Here is a 26662-nt window from a genome sequence, read left to right as displayed (position 1 = left end):
TTCAACTGGTCGGCACTAAGACCGGATAGGGGGCATTTCGTAGCCAAAGCGGTTGGGATCAACCTCGTCCAACTTCAGATCGGCCAGACCATATTCCGCCCAGCGCTGCGTGACTTGCTCCGCGATCGCTGGATCCGATCGCAGCGGTTCACCCCACTGGTGATCGGTTTCGGGATAGACCTTGGTGGTGGCATCGATACCCATGCGGCTACCAAGACCGAGTTTTGGACTTGCAAAGTCGAGGGTATCAAACGGTGTTTCTGGCAGGATGAAGACGTCACGCTCGGGATCCACTTTGGAAGTCACCGCCCAAATCACTTGGCGCGGATCGCGGATGTTGATCTCGCGATCGACAACAATTACAAACTTCGTGTAAGTGAACTGCGGCAGCGCACTCCAAAAGGCGAGCGCCGCGCGGCGCGCTTGGCCCGGGTAGGCTTTATCGATACTGATCACCGCGGCCTTATAGCTCAGGGCTTCCATCGGCAGGAAGAAATCGACGATCTCCGGCACTTGCTGGCGCAGAATCGGCGTGTAGATGCGGTTGAGCGCGATCGCCATCATTGCCTCTTCCTTCGGTGGGCGACCGCTAAAGGTCGTCAGATAAATCGGGTCGCGCCGATGGGTCAGGCAATGGAAGCGCACCAGCGGTGAATCTTCGACCACGCCGTAATAGCCCATGTGGTCGCCAAACGGCCCATCGGGCAGCACTTCCCCCGGCGTAATCGTGCCTTCGAGGACAATCTCGGAATCGGCGGGCACTTCCAGATCGACAGTTTTGCACTTGGCCAAATGAACGCCGCTGCCGCCATAGAGTCCGGCAAAGAGCCACTCGGACAGATCGACGGGAATTGGGGTCGCCGCTGCCATCAGGATCAGTGGATCCACCCCAAGGGCGATCGCAACTTCTAACTTCTGGCCGCGCTCCGCTGCTTTGCGCAAGTGACGGGCGCCGCCCCGCACTGAGAGCCAATGCACGGTCATCGTATTGACTGACTGCTGTTGCAGCCGGTAAACGCCGACGTTCGGCGTCCCCGTCTCAGGATCCTTAGTAATTACCAAGCCGAGGGTGATGATTTTGCCCGCATCACCGGGATAGGGTCGAATCATTGGGATGCGATCGAGGTTGACCTCATCTCCCTTGAGCACAACTTGATGGCAGGGCGGCAACAAATCGCGCTGAGGTTTCGCACGCACCAAGCTGAAGAGCACTTTGCCGAACTCCACCGCCTGCGAGATTTTCTTCGGTGGCTTCGGTTGCTGGAGCATGCCGAGCTTGCGGCCCAAATCCTCGAGCTGCTTGGGCTCCTCGAAGTTCATCGCCCAGCAAACCCGCTCGACGGTGCCGAGGAGATTGACGGCCACCGGCCAATCCGTGCCTTTGACGTTTTCGAATAGCAGGGCAGGGCCACCCGCTGCCAAGAGGCGGTTAGAAATCTCCGCGATCTCCAGATCAGAATCGACGGGCGCCGTAATCCGGCGGAGCTGGCCGCGTTCTTCGAGCAACTTGAGAAATCCGCGTAAATCTCTCGGCATGGTGAGTCCTGGGCGTCTCTGACCATTATTGGCAGTTTCGCGTCGAGGACGGTGCGGCGATCGCTCTGACCCTTGTGTCAATCATCAAAGTTGAGGATTCTTTGTGGCAGACCGGAAGAGATGTCCGAAAATGGAGAGCAACTCTGTCGCCAAGTCTGCTGTGAAGCTTTTCTACTTCCACACCCCCGAACTGGTTCCCCACACAGAAACGCCGGATTGTGCGATCGCGATCGACGTACTGCGGGCAACCTCTACGATTGCAACCGCACTGGATGCTGGGGCAGAGGCAGTACAGGTGTTTAGCGACCTAGATACTCTGCGGGTCCAGAGTGAGGCATGGCCAGCGGAGCGCCGCCTCCGAGCTGGAGAACGCGGCGGCAAGCAGGTGGAGGGGTTTGACTTCGGCAATTCACCCTTGGAAGTGACTCCTGAACGCTTTCGCGATCGCCGACTGTTCATCAGCACCACCAACGGCACGCGATCGCTCACCCGCATCCAACAAGCCAAGACAGTAATTGCGGCTGCCCTTGTCAATCGACAGGCAGTCGTTGATTTTTTGAAGCGTGAACAGCCGGAAACCGTTTGGATTGTCGGTTCCGGTTGGGAAGGAAGTTATGCCCTCGAAGACAGCGTCTGTGCTGGGGCGATCGCTGCTCCTTTGCAATCACAGATTCAGCTGGGCAATGACGAAATGTTGGCCGCGATCGCCCTCTACCAACACTGGGAGCACAATCTCTACGGCCTACTTTGCCAAGCGAGCCATGGCCAACGCTTGCTGCGACTCAAATGCGAGGCAGACCTTGACTATTGCAGTCGCGTAGACATTTTGCAGGTACTGCCGAAGCAAGGCGAGCCTGGCGTTTTGATGTCCGCTCCTCTCGCCAGCGCTGTGCCACAAGAAACAAGCGTCGCCTAGTCAGCTGCGATCGCAACTCTGAGCAGTGGAAACAACGAGAGTTCAACTATCGCCATCAGCATCAATCTCAGTCTTCCTAGAGTAAAAACCTGAGAACCTGATGAAACAAAAGCAGGTAATCATTATTCATTACTAAGAATTAATGAACAAAAATCTCATGATCCGGAAGGAAAAATTTTAGTCCTTTTGGTCATTATCTTCCCGCGCAGACACTTGAAATCAGTCAAGCTGCTAGGGGCCCACGATGGACCTGCAAACTCCTGCCTCGCGCGCTCAAATTCAGTCGGGCTTCACCGTCGTTGAAACCCTAACAGCCCTCACGATTAGCACCATTCTTGCGGCTGTTTCCTTTCCATCGATGGCGGGTATGTGGGGCGATTATGCCACTCGGCTCGCTCAAACCAATGCCCAAGCCCAGTTAATGATTCTCAAGCGTGAGGCCCAACGAACCAATCGCACCTGTCAAGTCACTTTTGCCAATAATCTCGCTACCGCCAATCCTCCCGATTGTCTGGTCAGTATGGGGCGATCGCTCAGTGACTCAGGCATGGGTTTTGACCTTGGTGTCACAGTCAGCGGCAGCTTAGCCAGTGTCACTTTTTCTCCTGTTGCCACCACGACCCCCAGCAGCAACGGCACGTTGCGGTTTAGCCATGCCTGGACTAACACCACACGCTGCTTGGTGCTCTCACAACCCCTCGGCGTGATACGCCTCGGCACAATTCAACAAAATACCTGCGTCAAGGATGGTGGTTCATGATTTGCAAAGGATGTCGCCAGAATCTTAGTACAGCAGGTTTTACGGTCTCAGAGCTATTGGTCAGTGGTCTGCTCGGACTGATCATCGTGTTGGCTGGGGGCTTTGTTCTTAAAACCAACTTAAGTAGCGATCGCCGCGCTGCTGAACTGGCCAAACAGCGCAATCAACTGGGTCTAGCACTGGATTTTATGAGTAGTGAAATGCATCAATCGCGCCGCATTGTTCTCAATGCAGATCTCACGGCCACAGCTCAATGCAATACAAGCACTCGCAAACCGATTCTGAGTTTGGAAATCCCGCGCCCCAGTGGGGGACTCTACACCGTGACCTATGCAGTTCAAGCCATCACGCCCCAGCATATCTGGCAAGGTCCTCATGCCATTTACCGCTGTGGCCCAAGCTTCAATTCAGAGGGGCGCTACACCGAAAACTCCAGCCAATTTGGTGATCTGCTGATCGATGGTGTTGCCAATCAAGTCAATCTCAACACAACATCCGAAATTTGTAGGGCGATCGCGGCCAATCGCAACCACACAGCCGCCGTGCAGGCTGATCTATCCGAGTCACAACGCCTCGCTTCCATCATGATTGGCGTCGTCAGTCGCCCCAATCGCGGTGAGCAGCAAGTAATCTGCGACAGTCGATTGGCTACACCGCGATCGTAATGTGGGGATCAGGAGCGCCCTAACGGAGGCTGCGCCTGACTAATTAATCCGCTGCCAATGCCCGGTAGCGCTGCTGCAGATCGGGGATGCGATAGAGCACATCAAAGATTAGGCCTTCTTGGGCATAGAGTTCGGCCCCGCCCTGCTGTCGATCGACCAAAGCAAGCACGCGATCGACCACGTAGCCGGCATCCCGCAAGCGAGTGACTGCCTTCAGAGCGGATCCTCCGGTTGTCACCACATCTTCGAGGACAGCGATCGCGGTTCCAGCGGGTAGTTCTGGCCCTTCGATATAAGCCTGAGTGCCATGCCCTTTGGCTTCCTTGCGCACAATCAACGGTGTCAGATCGCGACCAGCGTAGGCGGCAACCACACTGACCGCCGTTACGATCGGATCAGCCCTCAAGGTAAGGCCCGCTACTGCTGTAATTTCCTGGGGCAGGCGCGCAGCAAGCAAGCGTCCGACGGCGACAGCCCCTTGGGGATGCAGCGTCACTTGTTTGCCATTGATGTAATAAGTGCTGCGCTGGCCGGAAGACAGCAAAAAATCTCCTTCGCGATAGGGGCGATCGCAGAGCAGATCGAGGAGCAAATCGTGCAACCGGGGTAAATCTGCCTGAACAGCCCAGCTGGAATCGGAGATCAGCATCATTCCATTGAAAGAAGCGGCACTTGTTGATTCTATCGGCTAACATTTCTCTTTCCCCTCTGGCAAAATGCGAGAAGCCTTCTAAGCTAGAGGCAAAGCTCTATGGCGGTGTGCAGTGTGATGGCTCAGTTGCGTTCTTGTCCACGAACTCTGGCGCTACTCAGCACAGTCGTGCTGGGAGCGATCGCAGCACCTGCCAGCCAAGCTCAGCAAGCGCCGGCAGCGGTTCCCTATCAGCCCTATCAGGTAGTTACGCCACCTGCGGTCACCCCGCCGGGTGCTCCACCTGTGCCCTTGGATGATGCCTTCAATCGGGCCTACTTCTGGAACTCACCCTATTATTTCAACGGCACCAATCTCTGGTGGAACATCAACGACATTCTGGGCTTCGGGGGCTTCCCTGAAGAACGGATTCGTCGCGATGGCGCTGCCGTCAACGACCTAACACGCTGGGGTCAAGATCGCCAAACCTCTGATGATCCCGTGCTGCGCGTGGCGGATGCGAACAACCCCTTCGACACCTCGCTTTCGCTGCTGCCGCAACCGCTCGCACAGCCTACGCCAGTAGTTCCGGTCTTCCAGCCAGCCCCTGCCTTCCAACGTCCCCTGCCGCCGCCGCCCGTTCGGGCTCTGTTCTAAAGCCGAGGCGATAGTCTCGCGGGAGTCAGTCTGTGAAGTCAGAATCCAGGGTGCAGGAGTTGAACCCGCCTAAAGCGAATTATGAGTTCGCTGCCTAATCCGCTCGGCCAACCCTGGAGATTTCGCTACCATACTAGCGGTCAATGCTCGCGAAATCCTAGGACTTTTTGCTTGGGCCAAGTTGACCCGCGATCGCCAATGTCACGCCTGCAGCGCCTGCCACCCAACAGTCAGTGGTTGTTGGTGATTGGCAGCATTGGGGTCGTGGTGGGTGCCCTGGTCGGCTGGACAATCGGTCAGCGCTCGCTGGCTGGGGTGCGTGCGCCCGAAACAGCGCCCCTCGCCACCCGCGTTTTGCCAGCCACTGAAGCCGCTAACTTTCTCTCAGAGCAAGCCATTCTCAAACGGATCCAAGCGCTCCAGCAGTCGCAGCGCAATACTACCGCCGATCGCGATCCTGCAGAAAACAGCGGCGATCGCTCCGCAGCCCCGAGGGGTGAACTGCTGTTGAGCCTAGAGACAGTGGAACGTCGAGCCGGACAACTGCGCTTGCAAGTTCGCCTAGAACCGGCTGACGATCAGCCAGTGGACTTACTCGCAGGTCGGTTTGAGCTAATGAATCGCCAAGGCAATCGGGCTCCGCTGGCAGTCACCTTGCCGGCTCAGCTCGATCGCGCCAATGCACCCCTCACCCTAGAGTTGACAGCTGCTGAAAGTCTGATGGAAGGTTCCCTAACAGGATTGACCCTGCACTGGCTGGGCAGTCCCAGCAGCAGTGTGCCGGTGCCACTTCCGGCGTTGAACGAATAGCTGGTTATGGATCCTCTGCCTGCCCCTACCCCTGACTTGACTGCCGCGATCGCCGCAAGCCCCGATCTACCACTGAGCGCTTGGCTCTGGCGGGGAGCTGCGATCGTGCTGCTAATTGTCATCAATGCCTTCTTTGTGACTGCGGAGTTTGCGATCGTCTACGTCCGGCGATCGCGGATTAATCAACTCGCCCAGGAAGGCGACGTTCCCGCTCGCATGGTGGAACGACTACAGCGCAGCATTGATCGACTGCTCTCGACCACACAGCTAGGAATTACGCTGGCGAGTTTAGCCCTCGGCTGGGTCGGAGAATCAACGATCGCCGTTCTGATTCGTCAGGCACTCGAGCAACTGCCGCTACCCGCGATCGGGCCAGAACCGCTCAGCCATGTCCTGGCGATCCCCCTCGCCTTTGCCCTGCTGGTCTATCTCCAGATCGTCCTAGGTGAACTCTGTCCCAAGGCAGTCGCACTGATCTACCCAGAACAGATGGCCCGCCTCTTAGGTCCACCAAGCATTGCGATCGCCCAGATTTTTGCGCCGGTGATCAGCCTATTGAACGGCTCGACCCGATGCCTGCTGGGACTCTTCGGCATCGACTATAGCCAGCAGCGCTGGTATAGCAGCGTCACCCCAGAGGAGCTGCAGTGGATCATTCAATCTGCAGCTGAATCGACAGGCTTAGAAGCAGAAGAACGGCAGATTCTCAGTAATGTGATTGAGTTTGGTGAAATCACCGCTGGCGAAGTGATGGTGCCACGCACCCGGATTGTGGCGCTAGAAGAAGACGCCACCTTCCTCGATCTTTTGGCTGCGATTCAGGAATCCGGCCATGCTTGCTTTCCCGTGATCAGAGACAGCCTTGACCAAGTCTTAGGCCTGATCGACTTTCGTGCTTTGGCGGTGCCGATGGCCAGCGGCGAACTTCAGCCCAGCAGTCCTGTCAAAGCCTGGGTGCAACCAGCCCGTTTTGTCCCGGAAGGCCTCTCCCTAAAAGAGTTACTGCCCCAGATGCAGCGATCGCCCCTACCGATGGCGATTGTGGTCGATGAGTTTGGCGGCACCGAAGGTCTGGTGACCTTGCAGGACATTCTGGCGGAAATTCTCGGCGATGAAGAGCAAGACGCTGAGGAGAATGAACAGTTTCGGCGGATTGACGACCAAACCGTGCTGGTTCAGGCTCAAACGGACATTGAGACCGTCAATGAGCGCTTAGGACTGGATCTTCCCCTCGAAGAGGAGTACAACACCTTGGGTGGATTTGTCGTAGCGCAGTTACAGAAAATTCCCGAAGCCGGTGAAGGCTTTGACTTTCAGGATTGTCAGATTCGCGTGGCGATCGCAGAAGGGCCACGGTTGGAATTTATCGAAATTCGACAATTGCGATCGCCGCAACCTGCAGCGTCCGATGAGGCAAAACCGCATGCTAACATCTGACTGTCTTAGCCGTGCCCTGCCTTGGAGCGGTTCTCGCTGGAGAAGTCTGGGATGAGTGCAGCTGCTGCGCAAGCCCTCAGCAAGCGGGTCAAGCCGATCCGCGTCGGCGTGATTGGCGTCGGTCACATGGGCCAACACCATGCCCGTGTCCTTAGCTTTTTGAAAGATGTTGAGCTCGTTGGAATCGCTGATGTTGATGTCGAGCGAGGCCTAGAAACTGCCAGCAACTATCGGATTCGCTACTTCGAAGACTATCGGGAGCTTTTAACGCTGGTCGATGCGGTCTGTATCGCCGTTCCCACCAAGCTGCATCACGATGTGGGCATGACCTGTTTGGCGGCTGGCGTCCATGTACTGATCGAAAAACCGATCGCAGCCAGCTTGGCCGAGGCAGAATCCTTGGTCAATGCAGCAGCGGAAGCCCAATGCATTCTCCAAGTCGGCCATATCGAGCGCTTTAACCCCGCTTTCCAAGAGCTGAGCAAAGTCCTCAAGACTGAAGAAATTCTGGCTTTGGAAGCTCATCGGATGAGCCCCTACGCTCAGCGGGCTAACGATGTCTCCGTTGTCTTGGATTTGATGATCCATGACATTGACTTGTTACTGGCTCTAGCTAATGCACCCGTCACCCAAGTCAGTGCGCGCGGCAGCAAGGCTTTGGGTTCTGAGCAACTGGACTATGTGACAGCGACCCTGAGTTTTGCTAACGGCATCATCGCTACTCTGACGGCCAGCAAAGTCACCCATCGCAAGATCCGCCGCATTGCTGCTCACTGCCGCAACTGCCTGACTGAAGCAGATTTTCTCAACAGCGAAATTCTGATTCACCGCCAAACAACGACCCATCTGTCGAGTGACTATGGCCAAGTGCTCTACCGCCAAGATGGTCTGATTGAGAAAGTTTCAACCAGCAATATCGAACCGTTGCACGCTGAGCTGGAGCATTTCGTCAACTGCGTGCGTGGCGGCGACCAGCCCTCCGTTGGCGGTGAGCAGGCAATTAAAGCGCTGCGCTTGGCCCGCGAAATTGAAACGATGGCGCTGGATGGGCGACCTTGGCAAAGCGGGCGTGAAGCAGGAGTGGCCACAGAGATCACGCCAATTCTTCCCTAGGTTAGTACCGGGATGGCAACGGAAATTGAGCGTAAGTTTCTCGTCCAGGGTGATGGTTGGCGTCAGGGATCTTTGGGGGTTCCCTACCGTCAGGGTTACTTACTCGCGGATGGCAATCGCACCATTCGAGTGCGGGTTGCAGGCGATCGCGGCTATCTAACGATCAAAGGGCCCATGCTAGGCATCTCGCGATCGGAGTATGAATACCCGATTGCCTTAGCAGATGCCGAGGAAATGCTGGCTAGCCTGTGCCAGGGCTTTCTGGTCGAGAAGCAGCGCTATCGCGTTGAACATGCGGGCCACCTCTGGGAAGTCGATGAATTTCAGGGACAGAATCAGGGGCTAATCGTGGCTGAGATTGAACTGTCGGATCCTGAGGAAGTCTTTGCTCTACCGGACTGGGTTGGCGCGGAAGTCAGTCACGATCGCCGCTACGGTAATGCCTACCTGAGCTTCACACCCTACTGCACTTGGGACTCTAGCCCTAACTAGTTCAGGGCTTCGGCAATCGCTTCGGCAATTTGACGGTTGCCATCTCGGTACCAAGGCAACTCCTGCAGTGGTGGCTGGGGAGGCTCCTTAAGCACAGACCAGTCACCGGCAACGCAAGCTTCAGGGCTGAGAATGGCGTGGGGGGCGATCGTCTGCAAGCTCTGCAGCAAAAGTTCTGCCTCGGCGAAGCCGGTTCGCGTCAGAGAGGCGATCGGGGCTTGAACCCGACAGGCTTCTGAAAAGGTGCCATAGCCCGGCTTGCAAAAAACCCAGTCGCAGATCGGCATGAAGTCAACCGGACGGTAGATCGGATCGCGGATCGTCCGTAGATTGGGAAGATCCGGTGCCTGGCGATCGAAACTGAGAAACTGCCAGTCGGGAAAGGCCTGCAGAGTATCGTAGGGAAACTGCTGCAAGCCCAAGCCGCCAAAGGTGAGCAGGACAGTCTTGGCATCAGCACTGAGATCAAAACGCTGGCGCAGATCCCAGTCGGAAAACTGGGGCGATCCTCCAGTCAGGCCCACGGCTTCCTGCACTGGGAAACTCTGCATTGGCTCATGGAAGGGCAGGCGGAACAGGCGATCGCAATCCTTGTAGAGATGTCGAATCCAGTCGACTATTTCGACAAATGGGTGCCCCCAATCAGCGTAGATAAAATCCCAGCCAAAGTTCCCCATCATCCAGCAGGGCAGCTGCGCTTTGGCTGCGATCGCGATCGCTAGGGGTGGGATATCAGCCAGAACTAACTGCACTTGCTCTTGTTGAAGATAGGCAGCCTCTTGCTCAATCAAGCTATCCTGCTGGGCTTGAAGGTGCTGCAACCGCTCCCAAGTCGCCGTGCGATCGATCTGTAGACTATCGGACTGGACAACTCCCACATCAAGAGCCACCGGTCGTTGCTCAAAGTCACCGCCGAAGTAGGAGGCCAACAACCAACGGGGCGCTTGGGTCGCAACGGTGAACCGCACATCGGGTCGCAAGCGATGCAATTCAGCCAGGACTGCAGCGGTCCGGGTTGCATGGCCAAACCCATGATTGGTAATCGCAACATAGAGATGAGGACGCTGCTGCATCAGCCAAACGTTGAACCGTTCCAACCCCAGAGGTAGCCCTGGGCATCAGCAAATTCAATGTAGATGCGATCGCTGGCAATGCCCAGTTCTGAGGCAATCTGGTTGCAGAAGAGGCGGCTCATCTGGGCAGTCTGAGTGGGCTTCATCTGCCCAACACTCTTGATCTCCACATAGCAAGCTGGAGCCGTAGTGCCGGCAAAGGTCATCGGCACATCAGTTTCCAGCAGCGTCATCACGTAGCGCTCGGGTTTCCCCAGTTGCTGCGCCAAGGTCGTAGATAGGGACTGCAACAGGCTGGTCGTTTGATCGCTGGGCAGCGCAGCAATCGAAGTTTGCAGTTTAATCAGCGGCATCAGAACGGACAGAAATTGCTAGACAAGATATCGTCGCAGGTCTTGGTACGGCTGTCGCACTGGCTGCACTTTTTGGGTCGCGACTGCACTAATGACCACGCTTCCTAGGCCAAAGCGAATGCCTCAGTCTCATCGCTCCTTGACTAGAAGCCTGGCCAGGCCGCGATCGCTTGGCTGAGGCTGGGGGCTCCCGGTAGGCAATCCATGGCGATCGCTCCGCAGAGCAGCATCAGATAAAAAATCGAGAACTTGAACAGCGATCGCGCTAGGGGACGAGAATCTGGGGCTTGGCAGAGTTGCCGCGATCGCCGTAACAGTTCCAGTCCCAGCAAAAGCGCCGTTGCACTATAGAAGGGGCCAGCCGCCCCGAGTGGCCAAGCCAAGGCCAGCGTAGTCGGCAAGAGCAGACCGGCATAGGCCAAAATTTGCTGCGCCGTCGCTGCATTACCCACCACGACCGGCAACATCGGCACTTTGACCGCCGCATAATCATCGCGAATCATCAGAGCCAGCGCCCAAAAATGAGGCGGCGTCCAGAGGCAGACAATGGCAAACAGGATCCAAGCGGGCCAAGCCAACTCACCCGTGACGGCCGCCCAACCCACCAAGGGCGGAATTGCGCCGGCAGCGCCTCCAATCACAATGTTCTGGGAACTGTGGCGCTTGAGGCCGTGGGTGTAGATCACGACGTAGAAAACAATTCCAGCCAGTGCCAGACCGGCGGCTAGTTGATTGGCCTGCCAGTCGAGCAGGATGAAGGACAGGGCCGCCAAGGAAAGGGCAAAGGCCCAAGCTTCGAACGGTTGAATCCGGCCCGAGGGTAAGGGACGCCAGCGCGTGCGCTCCATGATCGCGTCGATGTCGCGATCGTAGAGGCAGTTGAGAGTGTTGGCGGCGGCGGCAGCCAAGCCTCCACCGATGAGAGTTGCGATCGCCAGGCGAGGATCGAGGGGCCCTTGCGCGGCTAATCCCATGCCCGCTGCCGTCGTGATCAGCAGCAGGAGAATAATGCGCGGTTTGGTGAGCTGCCAGTAGGCCAGAAGCTGAGCGCCAACCTCTTCAAGCGGGAACCTCAGTCTGCTGTCGCTGCTTAACGTCATGGTTCTTCTCCTCAGAGACAGATGACAGAGGGCTAAATGCCGATCGGAAGCCGGCGCTGGCAATCCAGCCCAACAACGCCGCCCCCACCATTTGGTGACCAATCGTCAAAGGTTCAATCTGCAGGTGCCAGAAATAGGTGCCCCAGCCCAAGAGCAACTGCAACCCCAGCAAGGCAGCTATCTGGCTGGCCCAACGGTGCTGACCTCGAAGCCAAGCCACAACGCTGAGGCTGATTACGAGCAAGGTAGTTGGCGCAATGCCCCAAAGATGGCTTTGCAGCACGGTACAAAGCTGAGATCCGGCCAAACACTGATGCAACGCCCATCGCGAGCCCACTAGGGCACCAAGCAGACACTGACCGTAGACAGCGATCGCGGTGACAAGCAGTAGCAGCCGTGGCAGGGATTGCCCCGCATTGAGCGGCGATCGCGGTTGAAGAGCTGCTTGCAGCCCTAACAAACTGACAAAAAACAGCAGGGCGGTGCCGAGATGAGCAGTGACCAAATCAAACCGCAGCAGTTCTGTCACGGTCAGCGCACCTAGGGTGGCTTGCAGCCCCACCAACAACAAAGCACCCGTAGCAGCCCACGGCCAAAAGCGGGGCAGTTGCGATCGCGATCGCCAAGCCACCAGAGCGATCACCAACGTGCCACAACCCACTACCGCCGCATCCAAGCGATGAAACCACTCCAGAAAGACCTGCAAATTGAACTGCTGCCAAGGCAGCCAAGACCCATAGCAGAGAGGCCAGTCAGGACAGGCGAGGCCAGCATTCATGACACGGGTCGCACCGCCAATCCCTATCAAAAGCCAAGTGGCGATCGCCAAATGCCCGCTGAAACGCTGAAGATGAGAGGCGATTGAAACCGTCATACTCCTCACCAGATGTAGTCGAAGCCTAACGCTAAATCTTCAAAAAGAAGCCGATCTTTGGATTTTTCTCTCGTTAAATTACAAATAACTACAGAACTCGTATCGATGCACACCAACTGCTGGGATGATCCCAAAGCAAATCGAAAAATATTGTCATCTTTAGTGAATGAATCCCCTGCCTAACGGGGAACAGTCGTTAAGATTGGAGCACCCGTGCAGGGAGAATCTCCGTGGCAATTCCCAGCAATATTTTGACGCTACTGGCAGGAGTTGCCATCACCTGTCTAAGCCTTTGGTACGGACAAAACCATGGCTTGCTTCCAGTTGCAGCCGCGACAGATGCGCCTCTAGTCGATGGTTTGTTCAATACCATGATGACGATTGCAACCGGCCTCTTCTTACTAGTTCAAGGCCTCATTTTTGTCATCCTCTGGCGCTTCCGGCGTAAACCCAACGATGTCACTGACGCCGCTCCCATCCATGGCAATCTCGCCCTCGAGATTCTCTGGACTGGAATTCCAGTGGTGATTGTTTTGGGCCTTTCCGTCTATAGCTTTAGTGTTTACACCACGATGGGTGGGCTCTCCGTGGGACACGGCGGCGGACACATGGCTCACGCACAGCCTCGGGACTCTGCAATCGCCGCTGAACTCTCCAGCGATTCACTCCAGGACTCCAAAAGTACTCCTCGGGTTTCTGCAGGCCTCGGAGCTCCTACAGAGGCTCTGCCGGATGTCACAGTCAATGTCAAGGGCCTCCAGTTCGCCTGGATTTTTAACTATCCCAGTCACAACTTGATTGCCGGTGAACTGCATTTACCTCTTGGCAAAAGCGTTCAGCTTGAGATTGAAGCGCAAGACGTCATCCATGCTTTTTGGGTACCACAGTTTCGCCTCAAACAAGATGCCATTCCTGGTGAGAGAACCCGTCTGCAGTTCACACCCACTCAGCTCGGAACTTATCCTATTGTTTGCGCAGAACTCTGTGGTAGCTATCACGGCGCGATGAGAAGTCAGGTCATCGTCGAGACTCCTGAAGATTACGATCGCTGGATTCAATCACAAACTACGACAGCAGCCGTTGTCCCTAGCCGTCTTGAGACAGCAACTGCCGCTTTAGATCTTCAGGTTGAGCCAGAACATCTCCATCATCTGCATCAGCTAGCCTCCTCTCTTTAGTCCTGCCAATTACATTCGTTTTTTGCGATCGATCTGCGACTCCTATTTTCAATCAAGCAATGACAACCACCGCTTTTCTACCGGATCAGTCACCGGAAAAAATTCATAGTAGTACTGGCTGGCGCGAATACTTTAGCTTTAGTACCGATCACAAGGTGATTGGCATCCAGTATTTAGTTTTAACGTTCATCTTTTATTTAATTGGTGGGGCGTTAGCGACAGCAGTTCGTCTTGAACTTGCCACACCGACTGTGGATGTCGTCAGCCGTGATTTGTACAACCAACTCTTCACGGTTCACGCTACCGTCATGATTTTCCTCTGGATCGTGCCAGCGGGTAGTGGTGCTTTTGGGAACTATCTCATTCCCCTGCTAATTGGTGCACGGGACATGGCATTCCCCAAGTTGAATGCTGTCGCCTTTTGGCTTCTGCCGCCAGCAGGAATTCTCTTAATTGCGAGCTTCTTAGTTGAAGCCCCAAGCTCAGGCTGGACGTCCTATCCACCCCTCAGCCTGATGAGTGGTAAGACCGGAGAGATGATTTGGATCCTCAGTGTTCTGCTGCTCGGAACATCCTCGATCCTGGGCGCTATCAACTTTGCCACCACAATCATTAAGATGCGCCGCCCTGGCTTGGGATGGAATCAAATGCCATTGTTTTGCTGGGCAATGCTATCTACCTCAATCATGGCAATCCTATCGACGCCAGTCTTGGCTGGTGCCCTGATTCTGCTCAGCTTTGACTTAATGGTAGGCACGAACTTCTTCAATCCATTAGGTGGTGGTAATCCTGTCGTTTATCAGCACTTGTTCTGGTTCTATTCTCATCCAGCGGTCTACATTATGATCCTGCCGGTTTTTGGCATGATCTCTGAGATTCTGCCAGTTCATGCTCGCAAGCCTATCTTTGGCTATCAAGCGATCGCTTATTCCAGCCTAGCGATTACCTTCCTGAGCCTAATTGTTTGGGCGCACCACATGTTTACTAGTGGTACCCCACCGTGGCTGCGAATGTTCTTTATGATTGCCACCATGATCATTGCCGTTCCAACAGGCATTAAAGTTTTTAGCTGGTTGGCAACGCTTTGGGGCGGGAAACTTCAACTGACGAGTGCCCTACTCTTCAGTGTCGGCTTTATTTCGATGTTTGTGATTGGAGGGCTGAGCGGCATTATGCTCGCCTCAGTTCCTGTTGATATTCATGTTCACGATACCTACTTCGTCGTTGCGCACTTCCACTATGTTCTCTTCGGGGGCAGTGTTTTTGGCCTCTATGCTGGCATCTATCATTGGTTCCCCAAAATGACTGGGCGTCTGTTGAATGAGGGCTGGGGAAAAGTTCATTTCATCTTGACGCTTGTGGGCTTTAACCTCTGCTTCTTACCGATGCACTGGCTAGGCTTGCAGGGCATGCCGCGCCGCGTGGCTGAATACGATCCACAGTTTGCCACGGTCAACTTAATCTGCTCAATTGGTTCATTTATCCTGGCTATTTCCACAATTCCCTTCCTAATCAATGCAGTTTGGAGCTGGATTGCAGGCGCTAAAGCTGGTCCTAACCCTTGGGGAGGCATTACACCCGAATGGCTTACCAGTTCTCCTCCGCCTGTTGAGAATTGGGTTGGAGAAGCTCCGCTCGTGACCAATCCCTATGGCTATGGCGATCGCAAAATTATTCAGCCTTAATTGCCGTTCAAACACAGTCTTTGTTTGCAGTCCTCACTCTTAGCAACTCCTATGACAAGCACTTTGGAAGCCTTAAAAACTCATCACCTTGAAGAAGCACATCCTGATCATCGAATCTTTGGGCTCATTCTGTTCCTTGTTGCCGAAGGGATGATTTTCCTGGGCTTATTTGCTGCCTATCTCACCTTTCGGGCTGTCAATTCATTACCCGCAGAGCAAATGCCTGAGCTGGAGCTACTCATTCCAGCGATTAACACAACCATCTTAATCAGCAGTAGCTTTGTTATTCATGGCGCTGAAGATGCGATTAAGCAAAATAACGTCAAAGCGGTTCAGCGCTACTTTGGCATTACTGCTCTGATGGGTGTTGTTTTTCTAGTTGGTCAAATTTATGAATATAGCCAGTTAACATTTGGCCTCAGAGATAACTTGTTTGCCAGCACTTTTTACGCCCTAACTGGCTTCCACGGCCTACACGTCCTCGTAGGACTACTGGCAATTCTGGCTGTTCTGTGGCGATCGCGGCAACCAGATTATTATTCAGACCAACATCATTTCGGCATTGAAGCTGCTGAAATTTATTGGCACTTTGTTGATATCGTCTGGATTGTTTTATTTGTATTGCTTTACTTGATTTAGGTTTAGTGATTACCCATCTTAGAGAACTAGAGAACTAGATAATCAATTTTAAGAACAAGAAATTACTGACGCTTTTTGAAAGGACTAAAGGCTTCTGAGAAAGTTGTTAGTTCATCAAAATAAACTTCCTCATCAGCTAGGGGATTAGGTTTCGATTTATAGGGATTAGAAGTTCCCTCAGGGCCAGTCCACGACTGACTGAGCAGTGCGAGCTCTGGCTTAATAATGGAATCAACTAAATAATCAATTGTTTGTTTTTTAACTAAGCCAAACTTGACTAAAATTTGGCCGAGAGGCTGACCTAGATAACTCGTTTTTTGAAGTCGAAGGGCCTTATCTAGATCAGCATGCGAAACCAAACCCAGCTCAAGCAGATAATCGCCGAGCTGTTTACCTGGCTGAATCAGGTGATGGGAGCGATAACGCAAGAAAAAATCAATCACCTTGCCAGAGACCCAACCATAACTGACTAAGATCTCTCCCAGCCGCTTTGCGGTTTGGTTGACCGAACAAAATTGATCCTGTAGTGCTGCCTGGAGTTGAAGGTTCGTCAAAAAGCCGCCCAAGACTAAGTGCTCCCCTAGGGCGCGCCGTACGGCAACTACTTGCTGATCGACCTTATCTGCTCGCGCAGGTTGTGGCGACGCAGCAGCCTGGGGCTGTTCTGGGAAGTTGTCAGAGGGAAAGGCTTGGCCGAATGCCTGGGATCCAAGGCTCATGCTTTTGACACTGTGGCAATCTAGTGTTATCAGTGTGCAGCCTCTAAGACAGATTGTGTGTTACCCAGTTCTACATATTTATAATCCCTTAACAAAGTTTGACTGTTCTTATCGCGATTTAGGTTATCTCAACTCGCTACAGTTCTCTGTCACCCCTTTCAATTATCAATCTAGGAACATCGAGATTCTAATGAGAAAATACGTAGCCGCAGAGAGCACCCCTTGGAGAAGCTCCTTACAAGTGACTACTAATCAACTCTCTCAAACCTGCTAAAGATGCGGTAATTTTTCTGCGATCGCAGATGACAGGCGTTTGGTTAAATCAGCTACCGTTAGGCTGCCAAGATCACCGGTCGCTCTTGTACGAATACTCAGAGTTTCTGACTCTGCCTCTTGAGCACCAATCACTGCCATGACTGGAATCTTGGCCTTCTCAGCATTGCGAATTAGTTTACCGAGGCGATCGCCACTGCAATCGACCTGCACTCGAACACCGATCGCTCGCAGTTGATCAGCAACCTGTTGACAGTAATCAAGAACCGTTTCAGTGACAGGCAACAGTCGGATTTGTTCAGGCGCTAGCCACAGCGGAAAATCACCAGCGTATTCTTCGATCAGAATGCCAATTAAGCGCTCTAGCGACCCGAACGGTGCACGATGAATCATCACAGGACGCTGTCGGCTGCCATCCTCTGCCACATATTCCAAGTCAAACCGTTCCGGTAGATTATAGTCGACCTGAACAGTGCCTAGCTGCCACTCACGATCAAGGGCATCTTGAAAAATAAAGTCGAGTTTTGGACCATAAAAAGCAGCTTCACCAACGCCAATAAAGTAGTCCATTCCCAGCGTCTCAGCGGCCGCTTGAATTGCAGACTCTGCTTTTTCCCAGACATCATCCGAGCCAATATATTTATCGGACTCGGGATCGCGGAAACTGAGGCGAGCCTTGAACTTTTTGAGATTGAGCGCCTTGAAGACAGACAGAATGAGATCGACAACGCTCAAGAACTCAGACGCCAGCTGATCGGGGCGAACAAAGAGGTGTGAATCATCGACGGTAAAGCCGCGCACACGCGTTAGGCCGCCCAGTTCACCCGATTGTTCGTAGCGATATACGGTACCAAATTCCGCTAAACGAATCGGGAGTTCGCGATAGGAGCGCAGTTCATTTTTATAGATCTGAATATGGAACGGGCAATTCATGGGCTTGAGTACAAAGCCTTGCTCCAGCCCACGGGCTTCATCATCCTCAGCCATCATCGGGAACATATCTTCCCGATAGTTTTGCCAGTGCCCTGAAACTTTAAAGAGGTCGACTCTCGCCAAATGGGGCGTGACGACTGATTGATAGCCACGCTTCATTTGTTCCTGCTTGAGGAAATCCTCCAAGGTCGATCGCAGAATCGTGCCTTTGGGCGTCCACAAGGGCAGGCCGGGGCCGACGGGATCGGCAAACAGGAACAGGCCCAACTCCCGCCCCAGCTTGCGGTGATCGCGTTTGAGCGCTTCTTCTTTGCGGCGCTTGTATTCGGTCAATTGCTCTGGCGTTTCCCAGGCGGTGCCATAAATCCGCTGCAGTTGTGCTTTGGTTTCATCACCGCGCCAGTAGGCACCTGCCACGGATTCCAGATCAAAGGCCTTGGGATTGAGTTCAGCCGTGGTCTCAACGTGCGGCCCTGCACAGAGATCCCACCAGCGATCGCCTAAGTGATAGAGCGTGATCGGCTCAGTTAAGCCCTGCAGAATCTCCAGCTTGTAGGGTTCACCCAGCGCCTCAATCCGCTGCTGGGCTTCTTCTCGACTAACTTCTTCACGAACGACCGGCAGCTTTTGCTGAATGATCTTGACCATCTCTTTTTTGATGGCCTTGAGATCGGCTTCGGTGAACGGTTCTGGCGTATCGAAGTCGTAGTAGAACCCTGTCTCCGTCCAAGGGCCAATCGTGACTTGTGCCTTGGGAAATAGCTTTTGGACGGCCATTGCCATCACATGCGACATTGTGTGTCGAATGCGCTTGAGTTGCGCAGACTCGCTAGTTTTCGGCAGCTGAATGGCTTCGGTCGACGGAGCAGATTGAACCATGAGGGGCACAAGGATTAAGGGACGCCTCAACCAAGGGCGGGCGACTGTTCTATCCTACCGGCGCGATTGCCTCTCCTAGCTAGCCCTCATTCATCCGCCAGTTCGAGAACCACAGGGGTGTGGTCGCTGGGTTTCTCCCAAGTGCGCGGCTCGCGGTCGATGTGACAGGCGATCGCCCGTGCCTTGGCTGACTCCGAGAGGTAGTGATGATCGATGCGCCAGCCGCGATTGCGTCGGAACGCCCCGGTGCGGTAGTCCCACCAGCTAAACTGATCCGCACCGGCTTCGAACAGCCGAAAAGCATCGACAAAGCCGAGGGAAAGCACCGACTGGCGCAAGGCCTCCCGTTCTGTCGGCGACGACATAATGTGCGTTTCTTTGCCCGCTGGATCGTAAATATCGCGATCTTCCAGGGCGATATTGAAATCGCCGCAGATATGGATTTGGCTTTCGCGATCGCCCAAGACCGTCAAGTATTGCTGCAGGCAGGTCAGCCAGCGCAGCTTGTAGTCATACTTCTCGCTGCCAAGTTCTGAGCCATTCGGCACGTAGAGATTGATAATCCGTAAATCCCCAGATCGGCCAGAAATCACACGCTTTTGCTCATCTAAATCCCCGACGGCTTCTGCTCCCAAAACGGCACCAAAACCAATTTGCACATCTGCGAGGGGTTGTCGACTAAGAATCGCCACACCGTTGTAAGACTTTTGACCCGCGATCGCGCAGTGATAGCCCAGAGCTTGCAGAGGCTCCAAGGGAAACTGCTCATCCACTACCTTTGTTTCTTGGAGGCAGACGATATCAAGGGTCTGATCCGTTAGCCAACGCTGGAGATGTTCGAGACGACTGCGAACCGAATTGACGTTCCAGGTGGCAATACGCATAGCGATCGAGACAGAAGCAGGACGCAGCCCAATCTATCGCGGTTCATGGATCCCTGCGTCCGCTAGGATAAGAGCGTCATCCGACTCATTCTTAACGGTTATGAAGCGATCGCTAGCCTCTCTTCTCCTTGGCGGTTGCCTTGGCCTCTGCGTTGCTCCCTTTGCTCAGGCGCAGTTTGCTCCCGTTGGCAGCGGCACCACATTTACACCCAACAACGATCCAAGTAATCCTGCCAGTCGTCAGCCCACCGATGCCTTCAGCATCTTTCAGCGACTCCAACAAGCGGCGGATGGCAATCCTAATTGGTCGCTGCAAGAGCAAAGCCAAAATATTGACCGTGAAGCCGCTCAATTCCGTCGGCAGCAGCTAGAGCAAGTGCGCCAGCGCAATACGGGCAATTCTTTTACACCAGCGCCCTAAATACCTACGCTCTATGCCCTCGGCGATCGCCTCCTCAGTTGGTGGCGATCAATTGGTTCTGCGCTGTTTTGCAGGGGCATAACAGAGAACAGAAAAGCCGCGATCGCCCCAGAAGCGTTGATTTACTGCAATTTCCGACAGGATACAGAGTTTTCTGGAGAGCGATGGCACACTACGTCTAAGCTTTCGTGAGTTTTGCCCATGCGCCGCTCGCTCACTGCTGTTCTCTCGGGTCTCGCTGTACTGTTCGCCAGTGCCATTCCCGGAAAGGCTGCAGAAACCGTAACGCTCATCTACGGTCCTTGGAACCGATCCATTGATGTCGCAGACCTGAAACACCTAGCAGAGACCGGCGAAGCCCGGGGATTTCTCGGCACCATTTTGAAGCTTGGCAATCAGGATCCCCAACAGCTACAGCGGTTTCTGAATCTCAGCTTTCCCTTTAGCCTTGTCCAGGCCAGCGATCTGCTCTACAGCAGCCTAGGGACAGGCCTACTCGATCGCGCTGGGACAATCGTCGCTCCACGGGTTTCTAACCAGGATGGACGCCAAGCACTGCGAGCCGCCATTCTGCTTTCCTTGTCGAAGGATGGTCAAATTTCTCCCGTTGAACTGCTAGAGAACTATCCCACCAACATGCGGGTCAATGTGGATTCGCTACTGGGGTTGATTGCTCAAGTCGGCGACCTTGAAGCGCTGATTCGATCACTCGGGTCGGGCGGCAGTAATTAGGCCGTCGGTAGTCCGCGATCGCTCGCTGTCATCATTGTCGGCGGCAGCAACGGACTCAGGCTGACAACCTGACCGATGACCGCGATCGCGGGTGCTTGAAATTGACGTTCGGCAACGGCTGCCACAACGGTTTCTAGCGTGGCAAACAGTTCTTCCTGCTCCGGTCGCGTACCCCAACGAATCAAGGCGATCGGGGTTATGCCGGGTAAGCCTGCGGTCTGCAACTGCTCAATGATCAGAGCCAGATTGTGCAGGCCCATGTAGATCACAATCGTTTCGCTGCCCCGGGCAATCGCCTCCCAAGCAATGCTGGGGCGATACTTGCCCGCCATTTCATGACCAGTCACAAACGTGACGCTGGAACTGCGATCGCGGTGGGTAATGGGAATGCCAGCGTAGGCTGGCACCGCCACCCCTGCCGTCACGCCGGGAACCACCTCCACTGCAATGCCTGCTGCTTGGAGGTCGGCCATCTCCTCACCCCCCCGACCAAACACAAACGGGTCGCCACCTTTCAAGCGCACCACAACCGCTTGTTGCTGAGCCTTTTCAATCAGTAACTGGGTTGTTTCAGTTTGCAACAGTGAGTGTTGTCCACGCCGTTTACCGGCATGAATTTTGTCTGCCTTGGGATTGATTAAAGACAAGATTGCATCACTGACCAAGGCGTCATAAACAACCACCTCAGCAGCTTCTAGTAATGCTTTGCCTCGCAAGGTCAACAGACCCGGATCGCCAGGGCCAGCACCCACTAGATAAACTTTGCCTTTTGTAACAGAAGAAATCAGGGTCAATGTCGGAGGTGAGTGGCAGATTTTCTCCCCAATTTCCCCAGGCTACTGTGGAAAACGAGAAGGGGTCGAGGCTCGATTATCGCTGATAGCAAGATCAAATTGGAGCCACTGGGCAATTGCCTCTAAGAACCGGGGCCATTGGCTCAGCGGGGGTGCCAAGCAAGCAGAGGCATCAGCCGCTTCACAAAGTGCTTGCACACTGTCGTAAATCGGCCCCGGAAAAAGCAACAAGGGCAAGAGGCGTTGGGGCTGGGTGCGAGCCAAGCGATCGTTCAGCAGCGGTTCTGCTCGACAAAACACTGCAGGCCAGCCGAATTCAGCCGCCAATTGTTCAATTTGCTGATTGGCTTCAGGGCGACGACTGCCATGAGCTAACAGCCACGTTTCAGTTGCGGGGGTGACTTGCGATCGCAGCAGACTGCGCAGACTGTCCGATTCACCCCAGGCGGGCTGCAGTTCAACGGGCAAAGGGATCTGCGTTTGAGCGGTGGCGATCGCTGCCGGCAAATCCTCTGTGGTGTGGGTGCCTGCCAGCAGAGACAGGGGATAAACCCGAACCGTGATCGCACCCTGAGTTTTAGCCTGCTGAGCCAACTGCACAATCTGGTCGGCTAGGGGCGGATGAGGGCCTTCCAAAAAAGCAATCGCGGGCGTAGTTCCTAGCAGAGGCGTGAGGTCGGTGGCCAATTGCTGCAATGCGATCGCCGACCGCGGATCGCGACTGCCATGGGCGACTAAAACACGCAACATGAACCTAGCCGAAGTCTCATCATTGAGGAGCGAAGGGAGCACGGTAAACTGAGTCATGGCTTACCACGGGTGAGGCGCGATCGCGCTCCCTTGCAGCCATCGCGAACCCTTCCCATCCAGAGTACTCGTGACCGCAACGTATCCGTCTGAAGCCCAACCCCAAAGCCGTGCCCACGGTTGGCCCGGACTGATCGAAGCCTACCGCGACTACCTCCCCGTCACCGACACGACGCCGATCGTCACGCTGCACGAGGGTAATACGCCCTTGATTCCTGTGCCGACGATCGCCCGTGAAATTGGTCGCGGCGTGGAAGTTTTCGTCAAATATGATGGCCTCAATCCCACAGGCAGCTTTAAAGATCGTGGGATGACGATGGCGATCACCAAGGCCAAAGAAGCGGGTGCAAAAGCGGTTATCTGCGCCAGTACTGGCAACACTTCGGCGGCGGCAGCAGCCTACGCAAGACGTGGCGGCCTGCGTGCTTTTGTCTTGATTCCGGATGGTTTTGTTGCCCAAGGCAAGCTAGCCCAAGCCCTGCTCTACGGGGCAGAAGTGCTGGCGATCAAAGGCAACTTCGATCGAGCTCTCGAAATCGTTCGCGAAGTCGCTAACCAGTACCCAGTCACCCTCGTTAACTCGCTCAATCCCTATCGTTTAGAAGGGCAAAAAACAGCTGCCTTTGAGTTGATTGATGTGCTCGGCGAAGCCCCCGATTGGCTCTGTATTCCCATGGGCAATGCAGGCAACATCAGTGCCTATTGGATGGGCTTTCAGGAATATCATGCTAAGGGGTTGAGCCAAAAACTGCCCCGCATGATGGGTTTTCAAGCGGCGGGTTCAGCGCCTCTAGTCACCGGAGAAATTGTGCAATCGCCCGATACGATCGCAACAGCAATTCGGATTGGTAATCCAGCGAACTGGCAACGTGCCCTCAGAGTGCATGAGGAAAGTAATGGTGCCTTCAATGCAGTGACCGATGCTGAAATTCTTGATGCCTATCGCATGCTGGCTGGTCAGGAGGGTATCTTCTGTGAGCCTGCCAGTGCAGCTTCCGTCGCTGGCATGCTGAAGTGCAAAGATGAAATCCCAGACGGCGCTACGATCGTCTGCGTTCTGACTGGTAATGGCCTCAAGGATCCCAGCAGTGCGATCGAATTTAGCCACACAGGTTTCAAAGCTGGAATTGAGCCTGATTTAGATATCGTGGCTCACACCATGGGCTTTTAATTCCAATTTCTTCTACGCAACCTTCGCCTTTTTGTCCTGATTCTTTGACCAAGGATCAGGACTTAACTTTTGGTCATTTTCCAACCTGCCCAATTTACTGCACCACCCACAACAACGTCCCTACTGTCGCATCAGTTGCGTCACAGCTTGCAATAGGTCTGAGGGAGTTTCTAGTAGCCAATCAGGACAGGCCGCGACCAGGCTTTGGCGATCGTTAAAGCCCCAAGTCACGGCCACAGCAATCAGACCCACCTGACGAGCAGCTTCCACATCGCGGGTTTCATCGCCGACATACATCACAGCTGCTGGCTGCCAGCCCTCGCGAGCCACCAACTGACTGAGAGCCCGACGCTTACTCAAAATGGGCGTTCCAGCTTGAACGACAGAGAACAGCGATCGCAGACCTTGTCGTTGCAAAAAGGCTTCGATGTTCTGCCGACTGTTGGAGCTAAGAATCCCAAGACAGAGCGATCGCGATCGCAGTTGAGCCAAGAGGTCTGCAACCCCAGGAAAGAGCTGCAGCGCCGGTAGACAATCCCCTAGCTGGCGTTGCACCCGTTGGAGTAACCGCGCCTGCTGCCAAGGTGACAGACCCGCACGCCGCACGATCGTGCGGGAAGACCACTGACGCAGTTGCGCATAGTCACGCTCATCGATCGGGTCATAACCAAAATCCGGGGCATGAGCATTAGCGATTGCAACTACAGTAGGCAGAGAATCTACTAAAGTTCCATCAAAATCAAAAATAATCGCCTGCAAAGTCTGTGGATAACTCTGTGGAAAAACCTGTGGATTTCTTGTGGAAAACCCCTTCAGTCTGTGGAGAAAGGAACCCCCCTTGATCCCCCCTGTGGAAAACCCTCTTAGTTTTTCCACAGCTTTTCCACAGGGGTCGATCGCTGAAAGTCTTGCTATGAAAGCTTTCCAGGATCTTTTCCACATTTTCCACAGCCCCTACTACTACTGATCTAAAAATTAAAAAAGAGATCCGATCTAGTAATCGCACCGTCAAAAATCCTTGTGGAAGAGCAGTGCTACGATGCTTTGGCAAGATTGCGATCAAAGGCTCGGGCAGCCTCCCCCCATGAAGTTGGTCTGTCGCCAAAACGAACTGAATACCAGTCTGTCGCTCGTTAGCCGTGCTGTACCTTCCCGCCCGAATCATCCGGTGCTTGCCAACGTGCTTCTAGCGGCTGATGCCGGTACTCAACGACTGAGCTTAACCGCCTTTGATCTCAGCCTCGGAATTCAAACCAGCTTTGCCGCGCAAGTCGAACGGAGCGGTGCCATCACTCTACCGGCCAAGCTGCTCAACGATATCGTTTCGCGCCTCCCCAACGACAGCGACGTCACGCTGGAAGACAACGATGCAGCGGCGACTCTGTCAGTGGGGTCTGGCCAGTACCAAATGCGGGGGATCAGTGCCGATGAATTTCCTGAGTTGCCTCTGGTTCAGAGCCAAGAAGCTCTACAACTCTCCGCCAGCGCTTTGATCGAAGGGCTGCGTGGCACCCTGTTTGCGACTAGTGGGGATGAAACCAAGCAAATCCTGACGGGCGTCCACCTCAAGGTACAACCCGATGGCCTAGAGTTTGCAGCGACGGACGGTCACCGCTTGGCTGTGGTTAAAACCGAGAATGCCGCAGCAACTCCAGCTACTGAGTTTGCTGTGACGGTGCCTTCGCGGGCCTTACGGGACCTAGAGCGGATGATCGCGATTCGCGGCAGTGACGAGGCGATCGCGCTTTATCATGACCAAGGTCAGACTGTCTTCCAGTGGGGCGACCAGTACCTAACGAGCCGGACATTGGATGGCCAATATCCCAACTACGGGCAGCTGATTCCGCGGGAGTTCAATCGCAACGTTGCCGTCGATCGCAAACGCCTGCTGGCCGCGCTGGAGCGGATTGCAGTGTTGGCGGATCAGCAAAATAACGCCATCCGTCTTTCCCTTGATCCGGAGAACAATCGCCTAGCCTTAGCAGTCGATGCACAGGATGTGGGAAGCGGTCAAGAAGCCGTGCCGGCTGAAATCATCGGTGAACCCTTGGAGATCGCCTTCAATGTGCGCTACCTCGCCGAAGGGCTGAAAGCCTTGAACACCACGGACATTCAGATTCAGCTCAACAGCAACACCAGCCCTGTCGTGCTCAGTCCGTTGGGACCCGTCAAAATCACCTACTTGGTGATGCCGATTCAGTTGCGCAGCTAGAGTTGAGATCCCCTTTTTCTCACCGTGGCAATGTCCGACCAGCCTGAAGAACTGCGGGTTAGCGACCTTCTCAATCGACAAGTTCTTGATCGCCAAACCACGGATGAACATGGCCGCATCGATCGCGTCTGGATGCATCCGCCAGCCCATCGCGTTTTGGGGTTTCTCTGCAAGCAAGGGCTCATTCGTGGAGAGTTTTCTGCCTTTCGGCTCGATCAACTCCATGCCCTCGGCGATGACAGCGTGGTGTTAGAAGCAGCGCCACAGCCTGCCAATCCCGAGAAAGTCGATCGCCTCGAATCACTCCTCCAACACGAAGTCTGGACCGATGCCGGTTTGCATGTCGGCAAAATTGTTGATTGCCGCTTCGATCGTCAGACGGGCTACATCAGCGCCTATCTGGTTAGCCCCCACGGTTGGCGGGGTGTGGCTGGCATGCTTTGGGATCTCGACCCGCAGCTGGTCTTGAGCTATGGCCAAGCGCGGGTTTTGGTGGCGGAACTCGATCCAGAAACGCTGCCGGTCTATGAAGCGGGATTGACGGAAGCGGTTGCTGGTTCCGAACCGGACTATCGGCATCTGTTGGGCGATCTACGCCAGCGGGCGCGCCACTGGAAGCAAGAGCTGAAGCTGCAAGTCAGCAAGGTCAAGGAACAAGCGCAGGAAGTATTAGCGCAAGTCCAAGAAGTGCGGGAGCAAGTCCAGCAGCCCTTGGATTGGGAGGATGCCACCCCACAGCCTCTCACCGCGATCGCAGAGGATGAGGAAGATTGGGATGCGGCGGAGACCGCTTTACAGCCATTGCCGGAATTGCGCCCTAAATCAGCCGCGATCGCCCCGCCAGCACAGCCCCTGATTCCGCCCGAGGCTTGGGACGACGACGACCCGTGGGTCTAACGCCGATACAATTAAGGACGA

At 54.6% G+C, this 26662-nt stretch carries 28 protein-coding genes and 1 tRNA gene; 16 read left to right on the top strand and 13 right to left on the bottom strand.

The genetic code is table 11. From position 1 onward, the window contains the following. Nucleotides 1–15: 15 nt before the first annotated feature. Nucleotides 16–1536: a UbiD family decarboxylase gene (locus SYC_RS08075; RefSeq protein ID WP_011243832.1), complete on the bottom strand. Its 1521-nt coding sequence runs from the start codon at nucleotides 1534–1536 to the stop codon at nucleotides 16–18. Nucleotides 1537–1696: 160 nt separating this feature from the next. On the opposite strand from SYC_RS08075, the gene SYC_RS08070 reads away from it, so the two are divergent. The 3 genes from SYC_RS08070 (at nucleotide 1697) to SYC_RS08060 (ending at nucleotide 3877) form a co-directional block, all read left to right on the top strand. Then, nucleotides 1697–2452, top strand: coding sequence for a 2-phosphosulfolactate phosphatase family protein (locus SYC_RS08070; RefSeq protein ID WP_173282573.1), 756 nt, complete (start codon nucleotides 1697–1699; stop codon nucleotides 2450–2452). Between the two features lie 244 nt (nucleotides 2453–2696). Further along, nucleotides 2697–3212, top strand: coding sequence for a pilus assembly FimT family protein (locus tag SYC_RS08065; protein WP_011243830.1), 516 nt, complete (start codon nucleotides 2697–2699; stop codon nucleotides 3210–3212). Further along, nucleotides 3209–3877: a PilW family protein gene (locus SYC_RS08060; protein ID WP_011243829.1), complete on the top strand. Its 669-nt coding sequence runs from the start codon at nucleotides 3209–3211 to the stop codon at nucleotides 3875–3877. Before SYC_RS08065 ends, SYC_RS08060 begins: the two co-directional genes overlap by 4 nt. Before the next feature lie 43 nt (nucleotides 3878–3920). Here the strand turns inward: SYC_RS08060 and pyrE are convergent, their stop codons facing one another. Beyond that, nucleotides 3921–4529 (bottom strand): orotate phosphoribosyltransferase, encoded by a 609-nt coding sequence (gene pyrE, locus SYC_RS08055; protein WP_011243828.1) that lies wholly within the window; start codon nucleotides 4527–4529, stop codon nucleotides 3921–3923. A gap of 117 nt (nucleotides 4530–4646) precedes the next feature. Here pyrE and SYC_RS08050 point away from each other — a divergent pair, with 117 nt between their 5' ends. Beyond that, nucleotides 4647–5165 carry a hypothetical protein gene (locus tag SYC_RS08050; RefSeq protein WP_234701759.1) on the top strand — a complete coding sequence of 173 codons (519 nt, stop codon included), beginning with the start codon at nucleotides 4647–4649 and terminating at the stop codon, nucleotides 5163–5165. Between the two features lie 44 nt (nucleotides 5166–5209). Here the strand turns inward: SYC_RS08050 and SYC_RS08045 are convergent. After that, nucleotides 5210–5282, bottom strand: a tRNA-Ile gene (locus tag SYC_RS08045). 81 nt (nucleotides 5283–5363) lie between these two features. Between SYC_RS08045 and SYC_RS08040 the strand changes: the two genes are divergently transcribed. From SYC_RS08040 to SYC_RS08025, 4 genes are read left to right on the top strand one after another with little or no spacing between them, the layout of a single operon-like run. After that, nucleotides 5364–5975 (top strand): hypothetical protein, encoded by a 612-nt coding sequence (locus SYC_RS08040; protein ID WP_011378527.1) that lies wholly within the window; start codon nucleotides 5364–5366, stop codon nucleotides 5973–5975. Between the two features lie 6 nt (nucleotides 5976–5981). Then, nucleotides 5982–7412, top strand: a complete 1431-nt coding sequence (locus tag SYC_RS08035; protein WP_011243825.1) for a hemolysin family protein — start codon at nucleotides 5982–5984, stop codon at nucleotides 7410–7412. Between the two features lie 51 nt (nucleotides 7413–7463). Then, nucleotides 7464–8525 carry a Gfo/Idh/MocA family protein gene (locus tag SYC_RS08030; protein ID WP_011243824.1) on the top strand — a complete coding sequence of 354 codons (1062 nt, stop codon included), beginning with the start codon at nucleotides 7464–7466 and terminating at the stop codon, nucleotides 8523–8525. 12 nt (nucleotides 8526–8537) lie between these two features. Continuing rightward, entirely contained in the window at nucleotides 8538–9017 is a 480-nt protein-coding gene (locus SYC_RS08025) for a CYTH domain-containing protein (protein ID WP_011243823.1), read from the top strand. Here SYC_RS08025 and SYC_RS08020 read toward each other — a convergent pair. The 4 genes from SYC_RS08020 to SYC_RS08005 all read right to left on the bottom strand — a co-directional run bounded on the left by SYC_RS08020 (nucleotide 9014) and on the right by SYC_RS08005 (nucleotide 12417). Next, on the bottom strand, nucleotides 9014–10090 hold the full coding sequence (locus SYC_RS08020; RefSeq protein ID WP_011243822.1) for a hypothetical protein: 1077 nt from the start codon (nucleotides 10088–10090) through the stop codon (nucleotides 9014–9016). The genes SYC_RS08025 and SYC_RS08020 overlap by 4 nt on opposite strands. Next, entirely contained in the window at nucleotides 10090–10443 is a 354-nt protein-coding gene (locus tag SYC_RS08015; protein WP_011243821.1) for a phenylpyruvate tautomerase MIF-related protein, read from the bottom strand. The genes SYC_RS08020 and SYC_RS08015 overlap by 1 nt, the downstream gene beginning before the upstream one ends. A gap of 143 nt (nucleotides 10444–10586) precedes the next feature. Continuing rightward, entirely contained in the window at nucleotides 10587–11543 is a 957-nt protein-coding gene (locus tag SYC_RS08010; protein ID WP_011243820.1) for a heme o synthase, read from the bottom strand. Further along, on the bottom strand, nucleotides 11503–12417 hold the full coding sequence (locus SYC_RS08005) for a COX15/CtaA family protein (protein WP_011378529.1): 915 nt from the start codon (nucleotides 12415–12417) through the stop codon (nucleotides 11503–11505). Before SYC_RS08005 ends, SYC_RS08010 begins: the two co-directional genes overlap by 41 nt. A 230-nt stretch (nucleotides 12418–12647) precedes the next feature. On the opposite strand from SYC_RS08005, the gene SYC_RS08000 reads away from it, so the two are divergent. Genes SYC_RS08000 through SYC_RS07990 form a run of 3 tightly spaced genes read left to right on the top strand, consistent with a single transcriptional unit; the run spans nucleotide 12648 to nucleotide 15919 of the window. Further along, on the top strand, nucleotides 12648–13595 hold the full coding sequence (locus tag SYC_RS08000; RefSeq protein ID WP_011243818.1) for a cytochrome c oxidase subunit II: 948 nt from the start codon (nucleotides 12648–12650) through the stop codon (nucleotides 13593–13595). 59 nt (nucleotides 13596–13654) lie between these two features. After that, a complete protein-coding gene (gene ctaD / locus SYC_RS07995) occupies nucleotides 13655–15280 on the top strand; it encodes a cytochrome c oxidase subunit I (RefSeq protein WP_011243817.1) in 1626 nt (541 codons plus the stop codon). Nucleotides 15281–15331: 51 nt separating this feature from the next. Then, complete coding sequence (locus SYC_RS07990) at nucleotides 15332–15919, top strand: cytochrome c oxidase subunit 3 (protein WP_011243816.1); 588 nt, start codon at nucleotides 15332–15334, stop codon at nucleotides 15917–15919. A gap of 62 nt (nucleotides 15920–15981) precedes the next feature. Here SYC_RS07990 and SYC_RS07985 read toward each other — a convergent pair whose 3' ends face one another. The 3 genes from SYC_RS07985 to xth all read right to left on the bottom strand — a co-directional run bounded on the left by SYC_RS07985 (nucleotide 15982) and on the right by xth (nucleotide 19607). Further along, nucleotides 15982–16638, bottom strand: coding sequence for a hypothetical protein (locus SYC_RS07985; protein WP_011243815.1), 657 nt, complete (start codon nucleotides 16636–16638; stop codon nucleotides 15982–15984). Nucleotides 16639–16908: 270 nt separating this feature from the next. Then, a complete protein-coding gene (gene thrS, locus SYC_RS07980) occupies nucleotides 16909–18723 on the bottom strand; it encodes a threonine--tRNA ligase (RefSeq protein WP_011378530.1) in 1815 nt (604 codons plus the stop codon). An 86-nt stretch (nucleotides 18724–18809) separates the two neighbouring features. Further along, a complete protein-coding gene (gene xth, locus SYC_RS07975; protein ID WP_011243813.1) occupies nucleotides 18810–19607 on the bottom strand; it encodes an exodeoxyribonuclease III in 798 nt (265 codons plus the stop codon). Nucleotides 19608–19707: 100 nt separating this feature from the next. On the opposite strand from xth, the gene SYC_RS07970 reads away from it, so the two are divergent. Both SYC_RS07970 and SYC_RS07965 read left to right on the top strand, forming a co-directional pair. Continuing rightward, complete coding sequence (locus SYC_RS07970; RefSeq protein WP_011378531.1) at nucleotides 19708–20028, top strand: hypothetical protein; 321 nt, start codon at nucleotides 19708–19710, stop codon at nucleotides 20026–20028. Nucleotides 20029–20229: 201 nt separating this feature from the next. Further along, nucleotides 20230–20760 (top strand): alpha/beta hydrolase, encoded by a 531-nt coding sequence (locus SYC_RS07965; protein WP_011243811.1) that lies wholly within the window; start codon nucleotides 20230–20232, stop codon nucleotides 20758–20760. Here SYC_RS07965 and cobA read toward each other — a convergent pair. Both cobA and SYC_RS07955 read right to left on the bottom strand, forming a co-directional pair. Then, nucleotides 20757–21554: a uroporphyrinogen-III C-methyltransferase gene (gene cobA / locus SYC_RS07960; protein WP_011378532.1), complete on the bottom strand. Its 798-nt coding sequence runs from the start codon at nucleotides 21552–21554 to the stop codon at nucleotides 20757–20759. The two genes, SYC_RS07965 and cobA, sit on opposite strands and share 4 nt — an antisense overlap. 42 nt (nucleotides 21555–21596) lie before the next feature. After that, nucleotides 21597–22361, bottom strand: coding sequence for a sirohydrochlorin chelatase (locus SYC_RS07955; protein WP_011243809.1), 765 nt, complete (start codon nucleotides 22359–22361; stop codon nucleotides 21597–21599). A 70-nt stretch (nucleotides 22362–22431) separates the two neighbouring features. Between SYC_RS07955 and thrC the strand changes: the two genes are divergently transcribed. Beyond that, on the top strand, nucleotides 22432–23532 hold the full coding sequence (gene thrC / locus SYC_RS07950; protein ID WP_011243808.1) for a threonine synthase: 1101 nt from the start codon (nucleotides 22432–22434) through the stop codon (nucleotides 23530–23532). A 120-nt stretch (nucleotides 23533–23652) separates the two neighbouring features. Here the strand turns inward: thrC and SYC_RS07945 are convergent, their stop codons facing one another. Next, on the bottom strand, nucleotides 23653–24474 hold the full coding sequence (locus SYC_RS07945; protein ID WP_011243807.1) for an HAD-IA family hydrolase: 822 nt from the start codon (nucleotides 24472–24474) through the stop codon (nucleotides 23653–23655). A 142-nt stretch (nucleotides 24475–24616) separates the two neighbouring features. Here SYC_RS07945 and dnaN point away from each other — a divergent pair, with 142 nt between their 5' ends. Together dnaN and SYC_RS07935 are read left to right on the top strand one after the other, a co-directional pair. After that, complete coding sequence (gene dnaN, locus SYC_RS07940; protein ID WP_070105208.1) at nucleotides 24617–25744, top strand: DNA polymerase III subunit beta; 1128 nt, start codon at nucleotides 24617–24619, stop codon at nucleotides 25742–25744. A gap of 30 nt (nucleotides 25745–25774) precedes the next feature. Beyond that, nucleotides 25775–26641, top strand: a complete 867-nt coding sequence (locus SYC_RS07935; RefSeq protein WP_199290672.1) for an RNA metabolism — start codon at nucleotides 25775–25777, stop codon at nucleotides 26639–26641. The last annotated feature ends 21 nt before the right edge of the window (nucleotides 26642–26662 follow it).

The sequence above is a fragment of the Synechococcus elongatus PCC 6301 genome (assembly GCF_000010065.1).
Taxonomy (GTDB): Bacteria; Cyanobacteriota; Cyanobacteriia; order Synechococcales; family Synechococcaceae; genus Synechococcus; species Synechococcus elongatus.
This window is presented reverse-complemented; position numbering and strand designations above follow the sequence as displayed.

What these genes read in the sequence shown, in the direction of transcription:
- SYC_RS08075 (WP_011243832.1), bottom strand. Translation starts at nt 1,536, where the DNA reads ATGCCGAGAGATTTACGCGGATTTCTCAAGTTGCTCGAAGAACGCGGC.
- SYC_RS08065 (WP_011243830.1), top strand. Translation starts at nt 2,697, where the DNA reads ATGGACCTGCAAACTCCTGCCTCGCGCGCTCAAATTCAGTCGGGCTTC.
- SYC_RS08060 (WP_011243829.1), top strand. Translation starts at nt 3,209, where the DNA reads ATGATTTGCAAAGGATGTCGCCAGAATCTTAGTACAGCAGGTTTTACG.
- pyrE (WP_011243828.1), bottom strand. Translation starts at nt 4,529, where the DNA reads ATGATGCTGATCTCCGATTCCAGCTGGGCTGTTCAGGCAGATTTACCC.
- SYC_RS08050 (WP_234701759.1), top strand. Translation starts at nt 4,647, where the DNA reads ATGGCTCAGTTGCGTTCTTGTCCACGAACTCTGGCGCTACTCAGCACA.
- SYC_RS08040 (WP_011378527.1), top strand. Translation starts at nt 5,364, where the DNA reads ATGTCACGCCTGCAGCGCCTGCCACCCAACAGTCAGTGGTTGTTGGTG.
- SYC_RS08035 (WP_011243825.1), top strand. Translation starts at nt 5,982, where the DNA reads ATGGATCCTCTGCCTGCCCCTACCCCTGACTTGACTGCCGCGATCGCC.
- SYC_RS08030 (WP_011243824.1), top strand. Translation starts at nt 7,464, where the DNA reads ATGAGTGCAGCTGCTGCGCAAGCCCTCAGCAAGCGGGTCAAGCCGATC.
- SYC_RS08025 (WP_011243823.1), top strand. Translation starts at nt 8,538, where the DNA reads ATGGCAACGGAAATTGAGCGTAAGTTTCTCGTCCAGGGTGATGGTTGG.
- SYC_RS08020 (WP_011243822.1), bottom strand. Translation starts at nt 10,090, where the DNA reads ATGCAGCAGCGTCCTCATCTCTATGTTGCGATTACCAATCATGGGTTT.
- SYC_RS08015 (WP_011243821.1), bottom strand. Translation starts at nt 10,443, where the DNA reads ATGCCGCTGATTAAACTGCAAACTTCGATTGCTGCGCTGCCCAGCGAT.
- SYC_RS08010 (WP_011243820.1), bottom strand. Translation starts at nt 11,543, where the DNA reads ATGACGTTAAGCAGCGACAGCAGACTGAGGTTCCCGCTTGAAGAGGTT.
- SYC_RS08005 (WP_011378529.1), bottom strand. Translation starts at nt 12,417, where the DNA reads ATGACGGTTTCAATCGCCTCTCATCTTCAGCGTTTCAGCGGGCATTTG.
- ctaD (WP_011243817.1), top strand. Translation starts at nt 13,655, where the DNA reads ATGACAACCACCGCTTTTCTACCGGATCAGTCACCGGAAAAAATTCAT.
- SYC_RS07990 (WP_011243816.1), top strand. Translation starts at nt 15,332, where the DNA reads ATGACAAGCACTTTGGAAGCCTTAAAAACTCATCACCTTGAAGAAGCA.
- SYC_RS07985 (WP_011243815.1), bottom strand. Translation starts at nt 16,638, where the DNA reads ATGAGCCTTGGATCCCAGGCATTCGGCCAAGCCTTTCCCTCTGACAAC.
- thrS (WP_011378530.1), bottom strand. Translation starts at nt 18,723, where the DNA reads ATGGTTCAATCTGCTCCGTCGACCGAAGCCATTCAGCTGCCGAAAACT.
- xth (WP_011243813.1), bottom strand. Translation starts at nt 19,607, where the DNA reads ATGCGTATTGCCACCTGGAACGTCAATTCGGTTCGCAGTCGTCTCGAA.
- SYC_RS07970 (WP_011378531.1), top strand. Translation starts at nt 19,708, where the DNA reads ATGAAGCGATCGCTAGCCTCTCTTCTCCTTGGCGGTTGCCTTGGCCTC.
- SYC_RS07965 (WP_011243811.1), top strand. Translation starts at nt 20,230, where the DNA reads ATGCGCCGCTCGCTCACTGCTGTTCTCTCGGGTCTCGCTGTACTGTTC.
- SYC_RS07955 (WP_011243809.1), bottom strand. Translation starts at nt 22,361, where the DNA reads ATGACTCAGTTTACCGTGCTCCCTTCGCTCCTCAATGATGAGACTTCG.
- SYC_RS07945 (WP_011243807.1), bottom strand. Translation starts at nt 24,474, where the DNA reads ATGTGGAAAAGATCCTGGAAAGCTTTCATAGCAAGACTTTCAGCGATC.
- dnaN (WP_070105208.1), top strand. Translation starts at nt 24,617, where the DNA reads ATGAAGTTGGTCTGTCGCCAAAACGAACTGAATACCAGTCTGTCGCTC.
- SYC_RS07935 (WP_199290672.1), top strand. Translation starts at nt 25,775, where the DNA reads ATGTCCGACCAGCCTGAAGAACTGCGGGTTAGCGACCTTCTCAATCGA.